The organism is Micromonospora sp. NPDC051296, from assembly GCF_040682255.1.
Taxonomy (GTDB): domain Bacteria; phylum Actinomycetota; class Actinomycetes; order Mycobacteriales; family Micromonosporaceae; genus Micromonospora; species Micromonospora craterilacus.
The window spans coordinates 1-14,645 of the sequence record NZ_JBFBAO010000157.1; the positions used below are offsets into that span (position 1 = coordinate 1).

Here is a 14,645-nt window from a genome sequence, read left to right on the forward strand (position 1 = left end):
CCGCCGCGCCGGCGCCCAGTTCCCCCCGGTACGCCGCAAGGGTCTCCAGCCAGCCCACCAGCGCCCGGTGGGTGTCCGCGCCGAGCGCGTCGGCCGGCCAGCCCGCCGGGTCGGCCGGGCGGGGTGTGCGCAGGTTGTACACGTCGCGGCGCAGCCGGATCAGCCGCTGCCGCAGGCCGTCGTCGTGCAGGTTGCGGGCCACCGCCGTCTGGAGCGCGTCGGCCAGCTCCCGGCCGGTGTCGCGCAGCCGCTCCTCCAGGTCGAGCAGGTGGCGGGCCCAGGCGGCGCTGCGGTCGAAGGCGAGCCGGTCGGCGACGTCGAGGGGCAGGCCGGCGGTGCGCAGCATGAACACCTCGGGCATCCGCCAGGACACCTCGGTGGCCGGTGGTGCGGGCAGGGACACCGTCACGGGTCTCTCCTTCGTCGGCGCGTCGGCGCGGGTCGGGGGCGTCACAGCCGGTACGCCAGGTCGGCGGTGGCGTCCGGGTGCCGCCCGAGGAGCAGGAACAGCACGGTCCGCTCGTCGGTGCCGTCCAGCCCCAGGGCGGTGTCCATGGAGACGTTGTCGAAGCCCAGCACCGCGCCGCAGCCGACGCGCTGGGCGGTCGCCGCGCAGTACGCCCGCTGGGCCACCGCGCCGATCTCGGCGTTCAGGATCCGGTAGCCCCGGGGGCCGTAGGCGTCGAGCACCGCGTCGAGCCGGCCGGAAATGGCCAGCACCGCCCCCACCTGCCCCATCGTGTAGTTGGTGAGGAAGTACTGCTGTTGCAGGAAGGCGGACATGCCGCCGTCGGGTTCCGGCCCGGCCGGCAGCAGCGCGTGCCGCCGCGGGCAGTAGGCGTAACCACCGGCGGCCAGACCGTCGACGTGGTTGGCGAAGACCCAGAGTCGGGTCAGCGCCGGCGCGTCAGCGGGCAACCCGGCGTCGGCCGGATGGTGCCGGCCGGCGGCGGCGAAGGCGAGCGCGGTGCCGAGTTCGGCGGCGGTCAGCTCGGGCGGCCGGCGGAACCGGCCGAAACTGCTGGATCGGGTGGCCAGCACCGTCGACAGGGGACGGTCCAGCCGGTCGAGCAGGGGCGCGGGCAGCTCGACGGGTGCGCCGGGCAGCTCCCGGGGAGCGGCGTCGGGAACCGTCTCCGGGGCGATGACGGCGGGGACCGCCGCCGCCCGGTGCACCTCGGAGACCGTGGCGAACCGCCGTACCCGGCGGGAGCGCTCGTGGGCGGTGTACCGGACCTGGACGTCCCCGGCCGCCGGAACCGGCGCCGCACCGCCGCCCCCGCTGCCGGCCGGTCCGCCGGCAGCGGGCGGGTCCGAAGCGGCGGCCGGGTCGGACGCGGCGGGCGGCGGGTCGGCGGTCCACCGCACCGGCACGACCGCGAAGACGCTCTGATCGTCGCTGTCGAAGCCGAGCAGCCGGTCCATCGGCGCCGGGTCGAAGCAGAGCAGCCGGCGCAGCGGTACGCCGTACGCGGACGCCAGCAGGTCCCACGAGCCGAGCAGGGCGCCGAGGTCCTGGGTGACCACGTGGTAGCAGAAGCTGTTGTACTTGAACGAGTTCTTCCAGAACTTGATGCTGGCCAGCAGGAAGCTGTCCGCGTCCTCGGTGGTGGCGAGCGCGGCCCGGACGGTGTCGCTGACGTCGCCGAGCAGCAGCCGCTGGAGCACGTGCCGACCGGTGTCGTAGTGGTAGACACCGGGCAGCAGCGGTGCCGACGCCCCGGCGACCAGGTACAGCTCCACCGGGTACATGCCGCCGCCGGAGGCGGTGCCCCGTCCCCAGACGGCATAGTCGAAGTGCGCCCGCTTGGCGATGTCCTGGTTCCAGTTGACGGTCATCCGCCGGTCGAGCACCCCGTACGACAGCCGCAGCAGGGCCGCCAGCCGGGCCAACGACCAGTCCGCCGCCGGCGGTGGGTCGTCCCCGGTGACCACGTCCGCCGCCTGCGGCGGGCCGCCCCGGGTGAACAGGTCACGCAGGGTGGGCAGCTCGGGCAGGTCGGTCGGCAGCGGCACCCGGGGCGCGCCCGGGTACGCCGTGTGACGGGAGGGCTGGTCGACCCAGTCCACCTCGAAGTTGAGCGGCTCCATCGGGACCCGGGCCCGGCGGAAGACCGCCTCGGTGTAGTCCCGGACGACGTCGCGGGCCTCCTGCTGCATGCCGGTGCTCCTACGGGAAGGGGTGCGGGTGGAGGTTGCGGGCGGTGGCGCCGAGCCGGTCGGGTCCGGACACGCCCCGGGCCAGGTGGCGCTCCAGCCGGTCGCTGTGCAGCACCCGTTGCCGCTGCCACCCGAAGTCGATCGGGACCAGGGCGGGAGCCACCAGCGCCATCGTGTGCACCCCGGCGATCTCCTGCTCCGGGCAGGTCTGGTCGACGGCGAGCACGTCGCCGCCGAGGCCGGCGATCAGCCCGCACAGGTACTCCGCGTCGGCCCGCAGGTCGTCATGGGTCGGCCGGGTCGCCAGCCAGTCGCCGTACAGCTCGGTCATCGACCGCAGCGGCGGATCGTCGAAGAGGAACCCGGCGTGGTGGGTCATCTCCGGCAGCCCGTACAGCAGGGCGTGGTGGCTCAGCTCGTGGACCTTGGTGTAGTCCCGGGTCATCTCGCGTAGCGCCGGCTCGCTGGCGGCGACCCGCTCGTCGAAACCGGGAACGTAGGACGCCGTCTCGCAGACCGCCGCCCGGACCGCGTCGTCGGGGTCGAGGCTGGCGCCGGCGGCGAAGCAGAGCTGACCGAGCCCGTCGCCGCGCTTGACGGCGACCGCGGTGACCACCGGGACGGGCAGGTCGGCCCGGGTGTCGAAGAGGCGAAGGTCGTACCCGAGCAGGTTCACCCGGTCGATCATGAAGTGCACCGACTCGTCGCGGCAGGTGGCCGGGTCGATCTCGGCCAGCCGCGCGGAGCCGTACCAGGCGAGCAGGAAGGCGTCCCGCTCGACCAGTTCGAGCATGCCGTGCAACAGCGCCTCCTCCGGGCAGCTGCCGCTGGCGCAGCCGTTGGAACACTCCTGGACGAACTTGCGCTGGTCGGTGCGCCGGTCCAGGTAGTACACCAGCTGCTCGGGCACGAGCCGGGGCTCGCGGTCGCGCAGCGAGTAGCCCCACACCCAGTGCATCGGCTCGGTCGGCGAGTAGGGCGCGTAGTAGAGCCCGTGGCCCTGGTAGAACGCCGGGTGGTAGCCGAGGCCGGCCGGGTCGAGGGCGTCCGAGGCGAGGTTGGCGTAGCTGTCGAAGACCGTGGTCCGCTTGGCCCGGGGGAACTGGCCGGCGTACCGTTCCAGCCCCTCCAGCAGGGCGTACGTCTCGCTGCTGCCGTAGCTGTTGGCGTGCCCGCTCCACCACATCTCGTGCAGGTCGTAGCGGCTGCGGACCCGGAAGTAGCCGGTCACCGGCGCGGTGGCGGTGGCGTTGTACGCGCGCAGCGCGGTGCCGCCCAGCGCACCGGCGACCGGGTTGGCCAGCGCGGCCACCGGCAGGTCGAGGTCCCCGGCGGAGCGCAGCCGGTACCCGGACGGGTCCGGCTTGGGTCGGCTGGTCAGCGGGATGACCGCGCCCTCGGCGGTGTCCGGGCGGGTGCGGGCACAGGCCGGGCACTCGGAGTCGACCAGCACCGCCACGGCCACGGTCTCCAGGGTGTCCATCCGCAGCTGCCAGAGACGGCCGACGCCGGGCCGCTCGGGTTCCGTCCGGGCGGCGACGAGCAGGAGTTGCCACAGCGCGTCGACGGCGAACGGCGTCAGGTGAGGCAGGGCGGCGACGGCGCCGACCCGGGCGCCGTGCTCCAGGGCGTGCCGCTCCTCGCGGACCCGGATGGCCTGCCAGCGACGCTGCACGCAGAGCGGGCACGGTCCCGGCGCGGGGCCGGGTTCCGTCCGCTCGGCGGCGTTCGGCGGCGGGGACCAGCGGGGGCCGACCAGGGCGGTGGCGCCGTGCAGCCAGATCGGCAGGACGTCGCCGCCGGGGACCGCCTCGGCGCCGTCCCGGTTCGCGTCGATCAGGCCCAGGGCGGCGATGCGTACGGTGACCCCGTCCAGCGGCGTCAGGCCCGGCGGGTGCGCCTGGTCCTGGCGTCGCTCGTGGAGCGCCTCGCCGAGCTGTTTGAGGCTGCTGTCCCACCCGGTGGAGGTGGTCCGGACGTCGACGATCATGCGGTTCACCTGTCTGCGGTCGTACGGCTGGGGCGAGGGACCGGGTGCCCCGCCGACGTGGACCGCCGGCGGGGACGGTGGCAGCGGACCTACCCGCCGCCGCAACCGGTGCTGGTGCTGCTGCTGCAGCAGCTGGACGTGCTGCAGCTGCAGCAGCTGGAGCACGAGCAGCTGGAGCTGGACCAGGCCATGACCATGGAGTCGATGGCGTCGACGTCCTCGATCTCGAACGTCTCCGTCTCCAGCGTGCGCAGTTCGTCAGTGAGTTCCGGCATTTGTGTACACCTCCCCTCAGATGTGGCGGGCCACCACGGCGCCGGGCGTCCGGAACGTCCGGCGGTGCGATGGCTCAGCTGGTGCTGCTGCAGCTCGACGAGGTACAGCTGCAACAGCTGGACGTGCTGCAACTGGAGCAGCTCGAGGTGCTGGTGCTGCTGCTGCAGATGTCCATCAGGTCGGCGGACAGTTCCGCGATGTCCTCGACCTCGAACGTCTCGGTCTGCAGATCGCGGAGTTCACTGCGGACCGAATCGGGTAACGAACCGGATGTCGGGGGTTGGTTCGGCACGGGACGTCTCCTTGAGCCGCGGTCGGCGCCAGTCGTCAGTGGTTGGTTTCCGCACCACCACGGTGGATCCAGCGGAGGCACGCAGGGGTTGCTCGCCGATGTGGGTCGGCGGCGGATGGGTCGTGTTGCGGTCCCACCAGGACGGTTGGTCATCGGCGTCGGGGGTCAACCCCGGTTACCCAGGTCAGCCGCAGCTGGAGCAGCTGGTGCTGCAGCTGCAGCAGCTGGACGTGCTGCAACTGCAGCAGCTGGAGCAGGAGCAGCTCGAGCTGGTCGCGGCGAGCGCCTCGGCGCCGTCCTCGACGTCCTCGATCTCGAAGGTTTCGGTCTCCAGCTCGCGGAGCTCGTCGTTCAGGGTGATCAGCATGTTTCCACCTCCTCTCCGTGGTGCGTGCCTCGCCTGACCACTTGCTGTGGTGGTTTCAGTCGGCCGTGCGGCCGTGGTGACGCAGCAGGACCACGCCGCTGCGGAACGCCCCGCTGGCCCGGACGTCCCGGGTGGTCGTCTCGACCAGCAGGGCACTGATCGAGCGCTCGGCCAGCGCCGCCAGCACTGCGGCCCGGTCGGTGCCGGCCGGGGCGTCGGCGCGGGCGGCGTCGGTCGTGGTGACGCCGGCGGTGAGCGTCGCCGGGTCGAAGTCCCGCAGCACCGGGTCGCCGAGGTCGGCGTCGATCCCCTCGAAGTGCCGCACCTGGACGCGGCCGACCGCGTTCAGTGCGGCGGCCAGCCGGGTGGCGACCGGGTCGAACCCGCCGGCCAGCGCCCACTGGCGGTCGCCGCCGCCGGGCAGCTCGGCGACGGCGAGCACCGCGTGCGCCGGCTCGGCCCCGGCCAGTGACAGCACGGACAGCCGGCGGCCGAAGCGGTGCGCCGCCTTGACCACGAAGGCGGTGTCGTCGTCGCGGACCAGCTCCTCCTCGCTCACCACCCGACGGCCGGACCGGCCGCGGATGGCGCTGGTCAGCGCGTGGTAGGCCAGCGCGTCGGCCAGGCCCTGGTCGATCACGCCGTCGATGGTGGCGGCGACGGCCGCGCCGGCGACCGTCGGCTCGACCCAGTCGTCGGCGCCCCGGCCGATGCTTGGCAGCGCCAGTGCGGCGGGTACCCAGACCTGCTCCTCGCGGCCCAGGACGGTGGCGGGCAGCCACCGCCGCCGGGGGTCGCCGGACGGCCCGCCGACCGCCGTGTCCAGCTGCGCCCACGGCACCGGGTGCTCGCCGCGGTCGCGCAGTTCGGCCGCGGACGCGGTCACCGCGCCGGACGGGTCGGCGTACCGGCCCGCGTGGTCGCGGACCGCGACCCGGTACGCGGCGAGCCGGGCGCCCATCACGGTGTGTACGTCGAAGGCGCTCACCTCGCGCGGCCCGCGCCGGCTGGGCAGCCGCAACCGGGCCGTCTTCAGCGGTGCCTGCTCCAGCGGGTCGTCGACGAACCGGGTAAAGACCCCGGCGTTCGGCGCCACGAGGACCTCGGCGCGCTGGTAGGTTCCGTCGTCCGAGCCGTCGGACGGCTCGGTCCCGGGCACCTCGACGTGCCGGCAGACCGGGCAGCCGGGGTGTGGCAGCACCCGTTCCCGGGTGGACTCCAGGGTGGACGCGTCGAGCAGCAGCACCCCGGCGGCCGTGTCCGGTGCGAGGGCACCGGTCAGCACCCGGAAGAGTTCGAACGCGGCGGCGTTGCCGAGCATCCGCCCGGTCACCTCGGGCAGGCTCCCCGGTTCGCCGGCTGCGGCTCCGAGGGCGAGCTGACGCCAGAACTCGGCCGAGGCCGCCGGGTCGGCGGCGGCGGTGAGCCGCAGCTGGGCGCAGAGCCAGCAGGGCGTCTGCCCCGCCGCGACGGTCGGCCCGACCACCGCGCGGTCGTCGTCCCAGACCACCGGCACCAGCAGCGGGCCGTCCCGGTGGCAGGCGCGGGCCAGCTCGGCGAGGCGGGCCAGGCCGTCCGGCCCGGTGCAGTAGACCACCGCATCCGCGCCGGCGGTGGTCAGCGGTCCGGAGTGGACGTTGACTTCGGCGGGCAACCCGTCGGCCCGCAGCTCGGCCAGGTCCGGGCGGAGCGCCTCGGCGTACCGCTCCGGACCGTCGTCCGGGTACAGGTCGAGCGCCAGGCAGCCGTTGCGGAGCAGGCCGGTGGCCGCCGCGAGCAGCGCCGCTCCCCCGCCGCCCAGCGCCACGCGGGCACGGTGGAACCGCAGGAACCGGCCGGTGGGGTCGTCGGCGAAGTGGTCGACGAACTCGATCTGGGCGGCGAACCGGCGGGCCAGCGGCTCGGCCAGCTCGGTGCGGTCGCCCGCGTCCTTGGCGAAGCCGCGGGCGATCAACGCTTGGATCAGGGTGACCACCGTCTGCCGCTGCGCCGGTTCGAGGGTGTCGGTGAGCTGGGCGAGGGTGTGCTCACCGGTGAGGTAGGGGCTGAGCGAGGTCAGCCAGCGGAAGGCCGTCCTGCCCTTGATCAGGAAGGCGGTGTCCGGTCCGCGCAGGTAGGCGCCGGCGGGTGCGTCCAGGAAGACCACGTCATGCCGGAGCTTCGGCCGCATTCCAAGGGTCTTCCCGGCGTCCGGCGACACGCTCATCTGGGCTCCTATGGCATCGACGTCGACAGTCACGAAAGTGACTACATGCTGCCCAAGGTCAACTCGCGAGTCAACAAACTCTTTTAAAAAAGGTAATGCTGGAGGTGAATATCGCGGCCGTGAGCTGCGGCTAAGACAAAACGTACGTTCAGCCGCCCAGGCAGGGACTTCCGGCGCGGATCGACCTCCGCTACCCTGTGGTCGGCCACCGGCTTAGCCCAGGTCAGACGCCCTTCCGTGGGCACCTGTCGGGGCACCGTCGCCGGCCGTGACGCCCCCCAGGGCGGGAGCGTTTCCAATGACCCCCACCCGCTCGACTTTACGGACAGTTAATTGGCGACGTGCAAGCAACCCAGCGTGGCAGCAGGGAATTCGAGGTACTTTCACATGAACATTCGAAGAAGCCTGCTCGACGGGTCCTCATTGCCCGATTTTCCGGTTACGGCGACCCGTTGATGGGCGACCGTTTCGCCATCGAACTGCACGGCGTCACCAAGCGTTATCCGGGCGGGGTCACCGCGGTCGACAGCCTCGACCTCCGGGTGCGGGAGGGCGAGGTGCTCGGCTTCCTGGGGCCGAACGGGGCCGGCAAGACGACCACCATGCGCATGCTGGTCGGGCTCGTCCGGCCGAGCAGCGGGCGCATCCGGGTGCTGGGGCAGCCGCCCGGCACGCCGAGCCAGCTGGCCCGGGTGGGGGCCCTGATCGAATCGCCCGCCTTCTACCCGCACCTGTCCGGCCGGGACAATCTGCGGCTGGCGGCCCGGTACGCGGGCGTGCCGGACAGCGCCGTCGAGCGGGTACTGACCGAGGTACGCCTCAGCGACCGCGCCGGGTCGCCGTACCGGACCTACTCGTTGGGCATGAAGCAGCGGCTGGGGGTGGCCGCCGCGCTGCTCAAGGAGCCGAGCCTGCTGATCCTGGACGAGCCGACCAACGGCCTCGATCCGGCCGGCGTCTCCGAGATGCGGGAGTTGCTGCGCGCGCTCGGGCAGCGGGGCCACACCGTGCTTCTTTCCAGTCACGTCCTCGCCGAGGTGGAGCAGGTCTGCGACCGGATCGCGGTCATCGACGCCGGCCGGCTGGTCGCCGAGGGCACGCCCGACGAGCTACGCGGGGCGCTGGGCACCGGGGTGCTGCTGATCGACGCCGAGCCGGTGGACCAGGCGATCGCCTGCCTGCGCGAGCACGACGAGGTCCGGGCGGTGGAACCGGTCGACGGGCAGCTGCGGGTCACCGCCGATCCGGCGCTGGCCGCGGTGCTGAACCGGCGGCTGGTGACGGCCGGCATCGACGTACGGGAGCTGCGCCCACTGCGCCACTCGCTGGAGGAGGCCTTCCTGGAACTGACCGCGGCGGAACGGTCCGACGCCGAGAGTGCGGATCCGATCGCCGAGGCCACGGACCGGCCGGAAGTGACGACGGGAGTCAACCGATGATCGCCTCGGTGCGGGCAGCCTGGTTCGCCGACCGCCGGCGGCCGGCGGTGTGGACGGTCACCGCGACCTGGACGATCCTCGCCCTCGCGTTCGGCATCGGCATCCCCTACCTCGTGCACCTGGCGCTGGCCGGCGACCCGGAACAGGCCGACGCCGCCGAGTCGCTGCTCGCCGCCGTGTTGCCGGGCCAACTGGTCACCACCGGGATCGGGCTGTTCCCGCTGTTCGGTGGCGCCATCGTGGTCATCCTCGGCGCGCTGGTCGTCGGCAACGAGTACCGCTGGGGAACGCTGAACCTGATCTTCACTCAGCGGCCCCGGCGCGGGCAGGTGCTGGCCGGGCATGCGATCGTCCTGTGTGGCCTGACCCTGCTCATCGCGGTGCTCACCTTCGGCGCACTGGCACTGGTTACCGGCCTGCTCGGGGTGGTGGAGGGGCGCACGGCCGGCTGGCCGCCCGCCGCGGACCTGGCCGGTGCGGTGGCCGCGGCCTGGTTGATCTGCACCGCGCACGCCAGCGTCGGCTGGTTCCTCGCGATCGCGTTCCGGAACACCGCGACCGCGATCGCGGTCGGTCTGATCTGGACGCTGGTGCTGGAGAACGCGATCAGCGGGCTCGCGCTGGTGCTGAGCCCGCTGGAGGTGGTGCAGAAGGTGCTGCTGGCCCCCAGTTCCGGGGCACTGGCCGGCGCGTTGGGTGCCCGGTCTCAGTTCGACGGTGGCACGCCCGGGGTGATGGAATCGTCCGGTGCCCTGCTACCGACCCTCGTCCTGCTCGGGTACACCCTGCTCATGTTCGGGCTGGGCAGCTGGCTGGCGGCACGTCGGGACGTCGGCTGACCCGCCGGAAGGGACGTGGAGATGGAGTTCGTGCTCGCTTTCGTGCTGACCGCCCTGGTCGCCACCGGTGGCTGGATCGCCTGGGCGGCGGTGCGGGGCTGGTCCCGGCTGCGGGATCGCCGGCACGAGCTGCGGCTGGCCCAGGCCCGGTCGGCGGCGGAGATCCGCCGGGCGGAGCTGGCCGCCCAGGTGCGGGAGATCGAACTCGCCAACGAGACGTACGAGGACTTCGTCCGCCGGCACCCGGAGCGGTGAGCGGCGGCGACCCGGTCCTCCCCGACCGGATCGCCGCCGGCTGGTAACCGGCGATCCGGAGCCTACGACTCGGGTGCCGCCGGCACGCCGGACGGAACCCGGATCACCGGCAGGCCGAGCCGTTCGACCGCCGCGGCGACCAACGCCTCCGTGGACAGTTGGAGGTCGAGCACGATGCCCCGCTCGTCCGGCCAGAGCGGCTCCAGAGTCGCGGTCTGCGAGTCGAGCAGGCTCGCCGGCATGTAATGGCCGGCCCGCAGGGACATCCGCTCCCGGATGACCTCGGTCGGGCCGTCCAGGTGCACGAACTCCACGCCCGGCGGGCCCTCCCGCAGCAGGTCCCGGTAGGAGCGCTTGAGCGCCGAGCAGGCCAGCACCGTCGACACCCCCTCCCGGTGGCGGGCCGTCATCCACCCGGCCAGGGCACGCAGCCACGGCCAGCGGGCGTCGTCGTCCAGCGGTACGCCGGCCCGCATCCGGGTCACGTTGGCCTCGGAGTGGAACTCGTCCGCCTCGGCGAAGGCCAGCCCGGTCAGCGCGGCGACGCCCTTGGCGACCGTCGTCTTGCCCGAGCCCGACACACCCATCACCACGATGTGCCGGGTCGGCGGACGGTCACCAGTCATGGACCGTGCCGTCCATCAGCCGGTTGAACGGCAGGTACGCCGGCTGGTACGGGAACCGCGCGGCGGCCTCCTCGTCCAGTTCGACACCGAGACCGGGCTGCTCGCCGGGATGCAGGTAACCGTCAGTGAAGGTGAACGACTGGCGGAACACCTCGTTGGTGAGCGGCCCGTGCCGCATGTACTCCTGGATGCCGAAGTTGTGGATGGCCAGGTCCAGGTGCAGCGCGGCGGCCATGCCGACCGGCGAGATGTCGGTCGGGCCGTGGATGCCCGACTTGATCTGGTACTGGGCGGCGAAGTCGAGCAGCTTGCGCATCGCGGTGATGCCGCCGGTGTGGGTGACGGCGGACCGGACGTAGTCGATCAGCTGTTCCCGGATCAGGGTCTGGTAGTCCCACACGGTGTTGAAGATCTCGCCGATGGCCAGCGGCGTGGTGGTGTGCTGGCGGACCAGCCGCAGCGCCTCCTGGTTCTCCGCCGGTGTGCAGTCCTCCAGCCAGAACAGGTCGTACGGCTCGAGGGCCTTGCCCAGCTTGGCGGCCTGGATCGGGGTCATCCGGTGGTGGCCGTCGTGCAGCAGCGGCAGCTCCGGGCCGAACTCGTTGCGGACCGCCTCGAACACGCCGGGCAGGTGGCGCAGGTACGCCCGGGTGTCCCAGTCCTCCTCGACCGGCAGCGGGGTGCGCTGGGCCGGCTCGTAGTCGTACCGCTTGCCGTCGGTGCTGGGCTGGGCGGCCACCCCGTACACGGCGTTGATGCCGGGCACGGAGGTCTGCACCCGGATCGACTTGAAGCCGAGGTCGAGGTGCGCGCGGATCGAGTCGAACAGCTCCGGCAGGTCACGGCCGGAGGCGTGCCCGTACGCCATGATGCCGTTGCGCGACGCGCCGCCGAGCAACTGGTAGAGCGGCATGCCGGCGGCCTTGGCCTTGATGTCCCACAGGGCGACGTCCACCGCGGCGATGGCGGCCATGGTGACCGGGCCGCGCCGCCAGTACGCCGAGCGGTAGAGGAACTGCCAGGCGTCCTCGATGCGGTGCGCGTCCCGGCCGAGCAGCAACGGCACCACGTGGTCACGCAGGTACGAGGCGACGGAGAGCTCACGCCCGTTGAGGGTGCCGTCGCCCAGCCCGGTGATGCCGTCCTCGGTGGTGATCTTCAAGGTGACGAAGTTGCGGTCCGGGCTGGAGACGATGACGTCGGCGGCCACGATCTTCACGGGAGGTGCCTTTCTCGGGGTGATCCTCAGCGGAGGGTGGTGCCGGCGGCGCTGCCGGCGATGAGGGACAGCTCGTCGCGGCGGGGCAGGCCCTCCCAGTCGCCGTGCGCGGCGACCGCGAAGGCGCCGAGGGCGACCGCGCGCCGGAGCCGGTCGACGAGGTCCAGCCCGTCGAGGTGTCCGGAGAGGTAGCCGGCGGTGAACGCGTCGCCCGCGCCGACGGTGTCCACGGCGGTGACCGGCACCGCCGCGACCTCCGTGACGCCGTCACCGGTGTACGCGCGGGCCCCGTCGGCGCCGAGCTTGACCAGCACCGTGGCCACGCCGCGGCGGAGCAGGTCGGCGGCCGCGCTGACCTCGTCGGCGCCGGGTTCGGCGACCAGGTCCAGCTCGTCGGCGGAGGCGACGACGACCGACGCGTACCCGGCGAGCGGGGTCAGCGTGGCGCGGGCGGCCTCCCGGGACCAGAGCCGGGACCGATAGTTGACGTCGAGGGAGACGAACGTGCCCGCGCCCGCCGCCTCCCGCGCCGCCCACGTCACGGCCTCTCGGGCGCTCTCCGACAGCGCCGGGGTGATCCCGGTCAGGTGCAGCACCCGGGCCCCGGCCGCGAGCGGCCCGCGCAGGTCGGCGACGCTCAGCGCCGATCCGGCCGAGCCGGCCCGGTTGTACGCGACCCGGGTGACGTCGGCGGTACGCCGTTCCAGGAACATCAGACCAGCGGCCCGGTCCGGGTCCCGGTGGGCCCCGTCGGCGCCCACCCCCTCGGCGCGCAGCTGGCGCAGCACGAACTCGCCCAGCTCGTCGGCGCTGACCCGGCCGGCCCAGGCGGCGCGGTGGCCGAGCCGGGCGAGGCCGATCGCCACGTTGCACTCCGCGCCGGCCAGGTGCATGGTCAGCGCCCCGCCGGTGGCCAGCGGGCCGGGCGAACGCAGCGACACCAGCGCCTCGCCGACGGTGAGCAGGTCGACGGCGCTCATGACCGCGCCGTGCCGCCGGTCGCCGCGAGGTAGGCCCGGGCCCGCTCGCGCAGGGCGTCGAGGTCGCCGCCGGAGGCGGCGTCGCCGACCAGCGGGCCACCGACGCCGACCGCGATCGCCCCGGCCGCGAAGTAGCCGGGCAGGTCGGCCAGGCCGACCCCGCCGACCGCGACGAACGGGATGTCCGGGAACGGGTCGCGCACCGCCTTCAGGTACGCGGGGCCGCCCACCGACGACGGGAAGAGTTTGATCGCGCTGGCCCCGAGCTGCACCGCCGTGTACGCCTCGGTGGGGGTGAGCGCGCCGGCGGCGACCGGCAGGCCCCGGCGGGCCGACTCGGCGATCGACTCGACCACCGCCGGGGTGACCACGAACTGGGCCCCGGCCGCAGCCACGTCGGCCACGTCGGCGTTGGTGAGCACGGTGCCGGCGCCGACGAGTGAGCCCTCCGGCGCGGCTGCCCGGATCGCCTCGATGGCCTTGCAGGCACCGGGGGTGGTCAGGGCCACCTCGACGATCGACACGCCCTCGGTCAGCAGGGCGATGCCGGTCGCGATCGCGGCGGCGGTGTCGGTGCCGCGGATGACCGCCATCAGGCGGGTCGCGGCGAGTTCGGCGGTGAGATTGATAGTCATGATCACCATTCCGCGTAGGAGCCGTCGGGGTGCCGGAAGGTGGGGCTGCGCCAGGCGTGGCCGCGCTTGTCGGCCGCCCGTACCGCCTGCTCGTCGATCTCGATGCCCAGCCCCGGCGCGGTGAGTCGCTGGACGTACCCGTCGACGAAGGTCAGCGGCTCCTGGTCGACGCAGTAGTCGAGCACCTCGGCGCCCAGGTTGTAGTGGATGCCGATGCTCTGTTCCTGGATCAGGTAGTTCGGCGTGGCGAAGCCGACCTGAAGGCAGGCGGCCAGGGCGATCGGGCCGAGCGGGCAGTGCGGAGCGAGCTGCACGTCGAACGTCTCCGCCAGCGCGGCGATCTTGCGTACCTCGGTGATGCCACCGGCGTGCGACAGGTCCGGCTGGGCCACCGCGATACCGGCCTGGAGCACGGGCAGGAACTCCTGGCGGTTGTAGAGCCGCTCCCCCGTGGACACCGGCGTGGTGGTGGAGCGGACGAACTCGCCGATCAGGTGGGAGTTCTCCGGCACCACCGGCTCTTCCAGGAAGAACGGCCGGTACGGCTCCAGCAGCGGCGCGACCCGGCGGGCGTTGGCGAGGGTGAACCGGCCGTGGAAGTCGACGGCCACGTCGCGTTCGTCGCCGAGCACCTCGCGGGCGGCGGCCACCCGCTGCACCACCCCGTCGATTTCGGCGACGGAGGCGACCGGGCTCATCCGCCCGGAGGCGTTCATCTTCACGGCGGTCAGACCCGCCTCCACCCGCGCGGCGATCTGGTCGCGGACCTCGCTGGGTTCGTCGCCGCCGACCCAGCCGTAGACCCGGATCCGGTCTCGGACCGGGCCGCCGAGCAGCTGGTGCACGGGGGCGCCGTACCGCTTGCCGGCGATGTCCCACAGCGCCTGGTCCAGGCCGGCGACCGCGCTGGCCAGGATCGGGCCGCCCCGGTAGAAGGAGCCCTTGGTCATCACCTGCCAGTGGTCCTCGATGCGCAGCGCGTCCTGGCCGATCAGCAGCTCGCTGAGCTGCTCCACGGCGGTGCGTACGGTCTCGGAGCGGCCCTCGCAGGTCGCCTCGCCCCAGCCGACGATGCCGTCGGTGGTCTCCACCCGGACGAACAGCCAGCGGGGTGCGACGAGGAAGGTCTCGACGCGAGCGATAGTCGTCATGGTCGATCAGCCCTTCGTCGCGCCGGCGGTGAGCCCGGAAACGATGTACTTCTGCACGAACAGAGCGATGACCATGATCGGCAGGGTGACCACGGTGGTCGCCGCCATCAGGCCGCCCCAGTCGATGCTGGCGTAGCCGACGAAGTCGAAGATCGCCACGGGCAGGGTCTTCGTGCTCGCGCCGGAGAGCACCAGGGCGAACATGAAGTT

15 protein-coding genes and 1 pseudogene are annotated in these 14,645 nt (G+C 73.0%); 3 read left to right on the forward strand and 13 right to left on the reverse strand.

Going from position 1 to position 14,645, the window contains the following annotated elements; translation table 11 throughout:
• From AB0M52_RS17860 to AB0M52_RS17890, 7 genes are all read right to left on the reverse strand, one after another.
• Nucleotides 1-409, reverse strand: a 409-nt coding sequence (locus AB0M52_RS17860; protein WP_363954522.1) for a hypothetical protein, incomplete at its 3' end; no start/stop codon positions are given.
• Between the two features lie 41 nt (nt 410-450).
• Nucleotides 451-2,160 carry a SagB family peptide dehydrogenase gene (locus tag AB0M52_RS17865; RefSeq protein ID WP_363954524.1) on the reverse strand — a complete coding sequence of 570 codons (1,710 nt, stop codon included), beginning with the start codon at nt 2,158-2,160 and terminating at the stop codon, nt 451-453.
• A gap of 10 nt (nt 2,161-2,170) precedes the next feature.
• The gene (locus tag AB0M52_RS17870) at nt 2,171-4,150 is read right to left on the reverse strand and encodes a TOMM precursor leader peptide-binding protein (RefSeq protein WP_363954526.1); all 1,980 of its coding nucleotides are present in this window, start codon (nt 4,148-4,150) and stop codon (nt 2,171-2,173) included.
• An 89-nt stretch (nt 4,151-4,239) separates the two neighbouring features.
• Entirely contained in the window at nt 4,240-4,425 is a 186-nt protein-coding gene (locus AB0M52_RS17875) for a thiazolylpeptide-type bacteriocin (protein ID WP_111214316.1), read from the reverse strand.
• Between the two features lie 74 nt (nt 4,426-4,499).
• The gene (locus AB0M52_RS17880; protein ID WP_363954529.1) at nt 4,500-4,871 is read right to left on the reverse strand and encodes a thiazolylpeptide-type bacteriocin; all 372 of its coding nucleotides are present in this window, start codon (nt 4,869-4,871) and stop codon (nt 4,500-4,502) included.
• A 31-nt stretch (nt 4,872-4,902) separates the two neighbouring features.
• Nucleotides 4,903-5,085 (reverse strand): hypothetical protein, encoded by a 183-nt coding sequence (locus AB0M52_RS17885; protein ID WP_199523745.1) that lies wholly within the window; start codon nt 5,083-5,085, stop codon nt 4,903-4,905.
• Nucleotides 5,086-5,140: 55 nt separating this feature from the next.
• Entirely contained in the window at nt 5,141-7,291 is a 2,151-nt protein-coding gene (locus AB0M52_RS17890; protein WP_363954531.1) for a TOMM precursor leader peptide-binding protein, read from the reverse strand.
• Between the two features lie 455 nt (nt 7,292-7,746).
• Here AB0M52_RS17890 and AB0M52_RS17895 point away from each other — a divergent pair, with 455 nt between their 5' ends.
• Genes AB0M52_RS17895 through AB0M52_RS17905 form a run of 3 tightly spaced genes read left to right on the forward strand, consistent with a single transcriptional unit; the run spans nt 7,747 to nt 9,824 of the window.
• Nucleotides 7,747-8,730, forward strand: a complete 984-nt coding sequence (locus tag AB0M52_RS17895; protein ID WP_363954533.1) for an ABC transporter ATP-binding protein — start codon at nt 7,747-7,749, stop codon at nt 8,728-8,730.
• The gene (locus AB0M52_RS17900; protein WP_363954535.1) at nt 8,727-9,569 is read left to right on the forward strand and encodes an ABC transporter permease; all 843 of its coding nucleotides are present in this window, start codon (nt 8,727-8,729) and stop codon (nt 9,567-9,569) included. The genes AB0M52_RS17895 and AB0M52_RS17900 overlap by 4 nt, the downstream gene beginning before the upstream one ends.
• A 21-nt stretch (nt 9,570-9,590) precedes the next feature.
• On the forward strand, nt 9,591-9,824 hold the full coding sequence (locus tag AB0M52_RS17905; protein ID WP_363954537.1) for a hypothetical protein: 234 nt from the start codon (nt 9,591-9,593) through the stop codon (nt 9,822-9,824).
• A 62-nt stretch (nt 9,825-9,886) separates the two neighbouring features.
• Here the strand turns inward: AB0M52_RS17905 and AB0M52_RS17910 are convergent, their stop codons facing one another.
• The 6 genes and pseudogenes from AB0M52_RS17910 to AB0M52_RS17935 form a co-directional block, all read right to left on the reverse strand.
• Nucleotides 9,887-10,450 (reverse strand): gluconokinase, encoded by a 564-nt coding sequence (locus tag AB0M52_RS17910; RefSeq protein WP_363954539.1) that lies wholly within the window; start codon nt 10,448-10,450, stop codon nt 9,887-9,889.
• Nucleotides 10,440-11,669 (reverse strand): D-mannonate dehydratase ManD, encoded by a 1,230-nt coding sequence (gene manD, locus AB0M52_RS17915; protein ID WP_363954541.1) that lies wholly within the window; start codon nt 11,667-11,669, stop codon nt 10,440-10,442. The genes AB0M52_RS17910 and manD overlap by 11 nt, the downstream gene beginning before the upstream one ends.
• Before the next feature lie 26 nt (nt 11,670-11,695).
• On the reverse strand, nt 11,696-12,649 hold the full coding sequence (locus AB0M52_RS17920) for a sugar kinase (protein WP_363954543.1): 954 nt from the start codon (nt 12,647-12,649) through the stop codon (nt 11,696-11,698).
• The gene (locus AB0M52_RS17925) at nt 12,646-13,284 is read right to left on the reverse strand and encodes a bifunctional 4-hydroxy-2-oxoglutarate aldolase/2-dehydro-3-deoxy-phosphogluconate aldolase (protein WP_363954545.1); all 639 of its coding nucleotides are present in this window, start codon (nt 13,282-13,284) and stop codon (nt 12,646-12,648) included. Before AB0M52_RS17925 ends, AB0M52_RS17920 begins: the two co-directional genes overlap by 4 nt.
• A gap of 2 nt (nt 13,285-13,286) precedes the next feature.
• Nucleotides 13,287-14,435 (reverse strand): galactonate dehydratase, encoded by a 1,149-nt coding sequence (gene dgoD / locus AB0M52_RS17930; protein WP_363954547.1) that lies wholly within the window; start codon nt 14,433-14,435, stop codon nt 13,287-13,289.
• 6 nt (nt 14,436-14,441) lie between these two features.
• A pseudogene (locus AB0M52_RS17935) lies at nt 14,442-14,645 on the reverse strand (carbohydrate ABC transporter permease); the annotation flags it as partial.

Excerpts from the sequence above, each read along its gene's own strand:
- dgoD (WP_363954547.1), bottom strand. The coding sequence starts at position 14,435 with ATGACGACTATCGCTCGCGTCGAGACCTTCCTCGTCGCACCCCGCTGG.
- AB0M52_RS17900 (WP_363954535.1), top strand. The coding sequence starts at position 8,727 with ATGATCGCCTCGGTGCGGGCAGCCTGGTTCGCCGACCGCCGGCGGCCG.
- AB0M52_RS17885 (WP_199523745.1), bottom strand. The coding sequence starts at position 5,085 with ATGCTGATCACCCTGAACGACGAGCTCCGCGAGCTGGAGACCGAAACC.
- AB0M52_RS17895 (WP_363954533.1), top strand. The coding sequence starts at position 7,747 with ATGGGCGACCGTTTCGCCATCGAACTGCACGGCGTCACCAAGCGTTAT.
- AB0M52_RS17875 (WP_111214316.1), bottom strand. The coding sequence starts at position 4,425 with ATGCCGGAACTCACTGACGAACTGCGCACGCTGGAGACGGAGACGTTC.
- AB0M52_RS17905 (WP_363954537.1), top strand. The coding sequence starts at position 9,591 with ATGGAGTTCGTGCTCGCTTTCGTGCTGACCGCCCTGGTCGCCACCGGT.
- AB0M52_RS17920 (WP_363954543.1), bottom strand. The coding sequence starts at position 12,649 with ATGAGCGCCGTCGACCTGCTCACCGTCGGCGAGGCGCTGGTGTCGCTG.
- AB0M52_RS17890 (WP_363954531.1), bottom strand. The coding sequence starts at position 7,291 with ATGAGCGTGTCGCCGGACGCCGGGAAGACCCTTGGAATGCGGCCGAAG.
- AB0M52_RS17925 (WP_363954545.1), bottom strand. The coding sequence starts at position 13,284 with ATGACTATCAATCTCACCGCCGAACTCGCCGCGACCCGCCTGATGGCG.
- AB0M52_RS17880 (WP_363954529.1), bottom strand. The coding sequence starts at position 4,871 with ATGACCAACCGTCCTGGTGGGACCGCAACACGACCCATCCGCCGCCGA.
- AB0M52_RS17865 (WP_363954524.1), bottom strand. The coding sequence starts at position 2,160 with ATGCAGCAGGAGGCCCGCGACGTCGTCCGGGACTACACCGAGGCGGTC.
- AB0M52_RS17870 (WP_363954526.1), bottom strand. The coding sequence starts at position 4,150 with ATGATCGTCGACGTCCGGACCACCTCCACCGGGTGGGACAGCAGCCTC.
- AB0M52_RS17910 (WP_363954539.1), bottom strand. The coding sequence starts at position 10,450 with ATGACTGGTGACCGTCCGCCGACCCGGCACATCGTGGTGATGGGTGTG.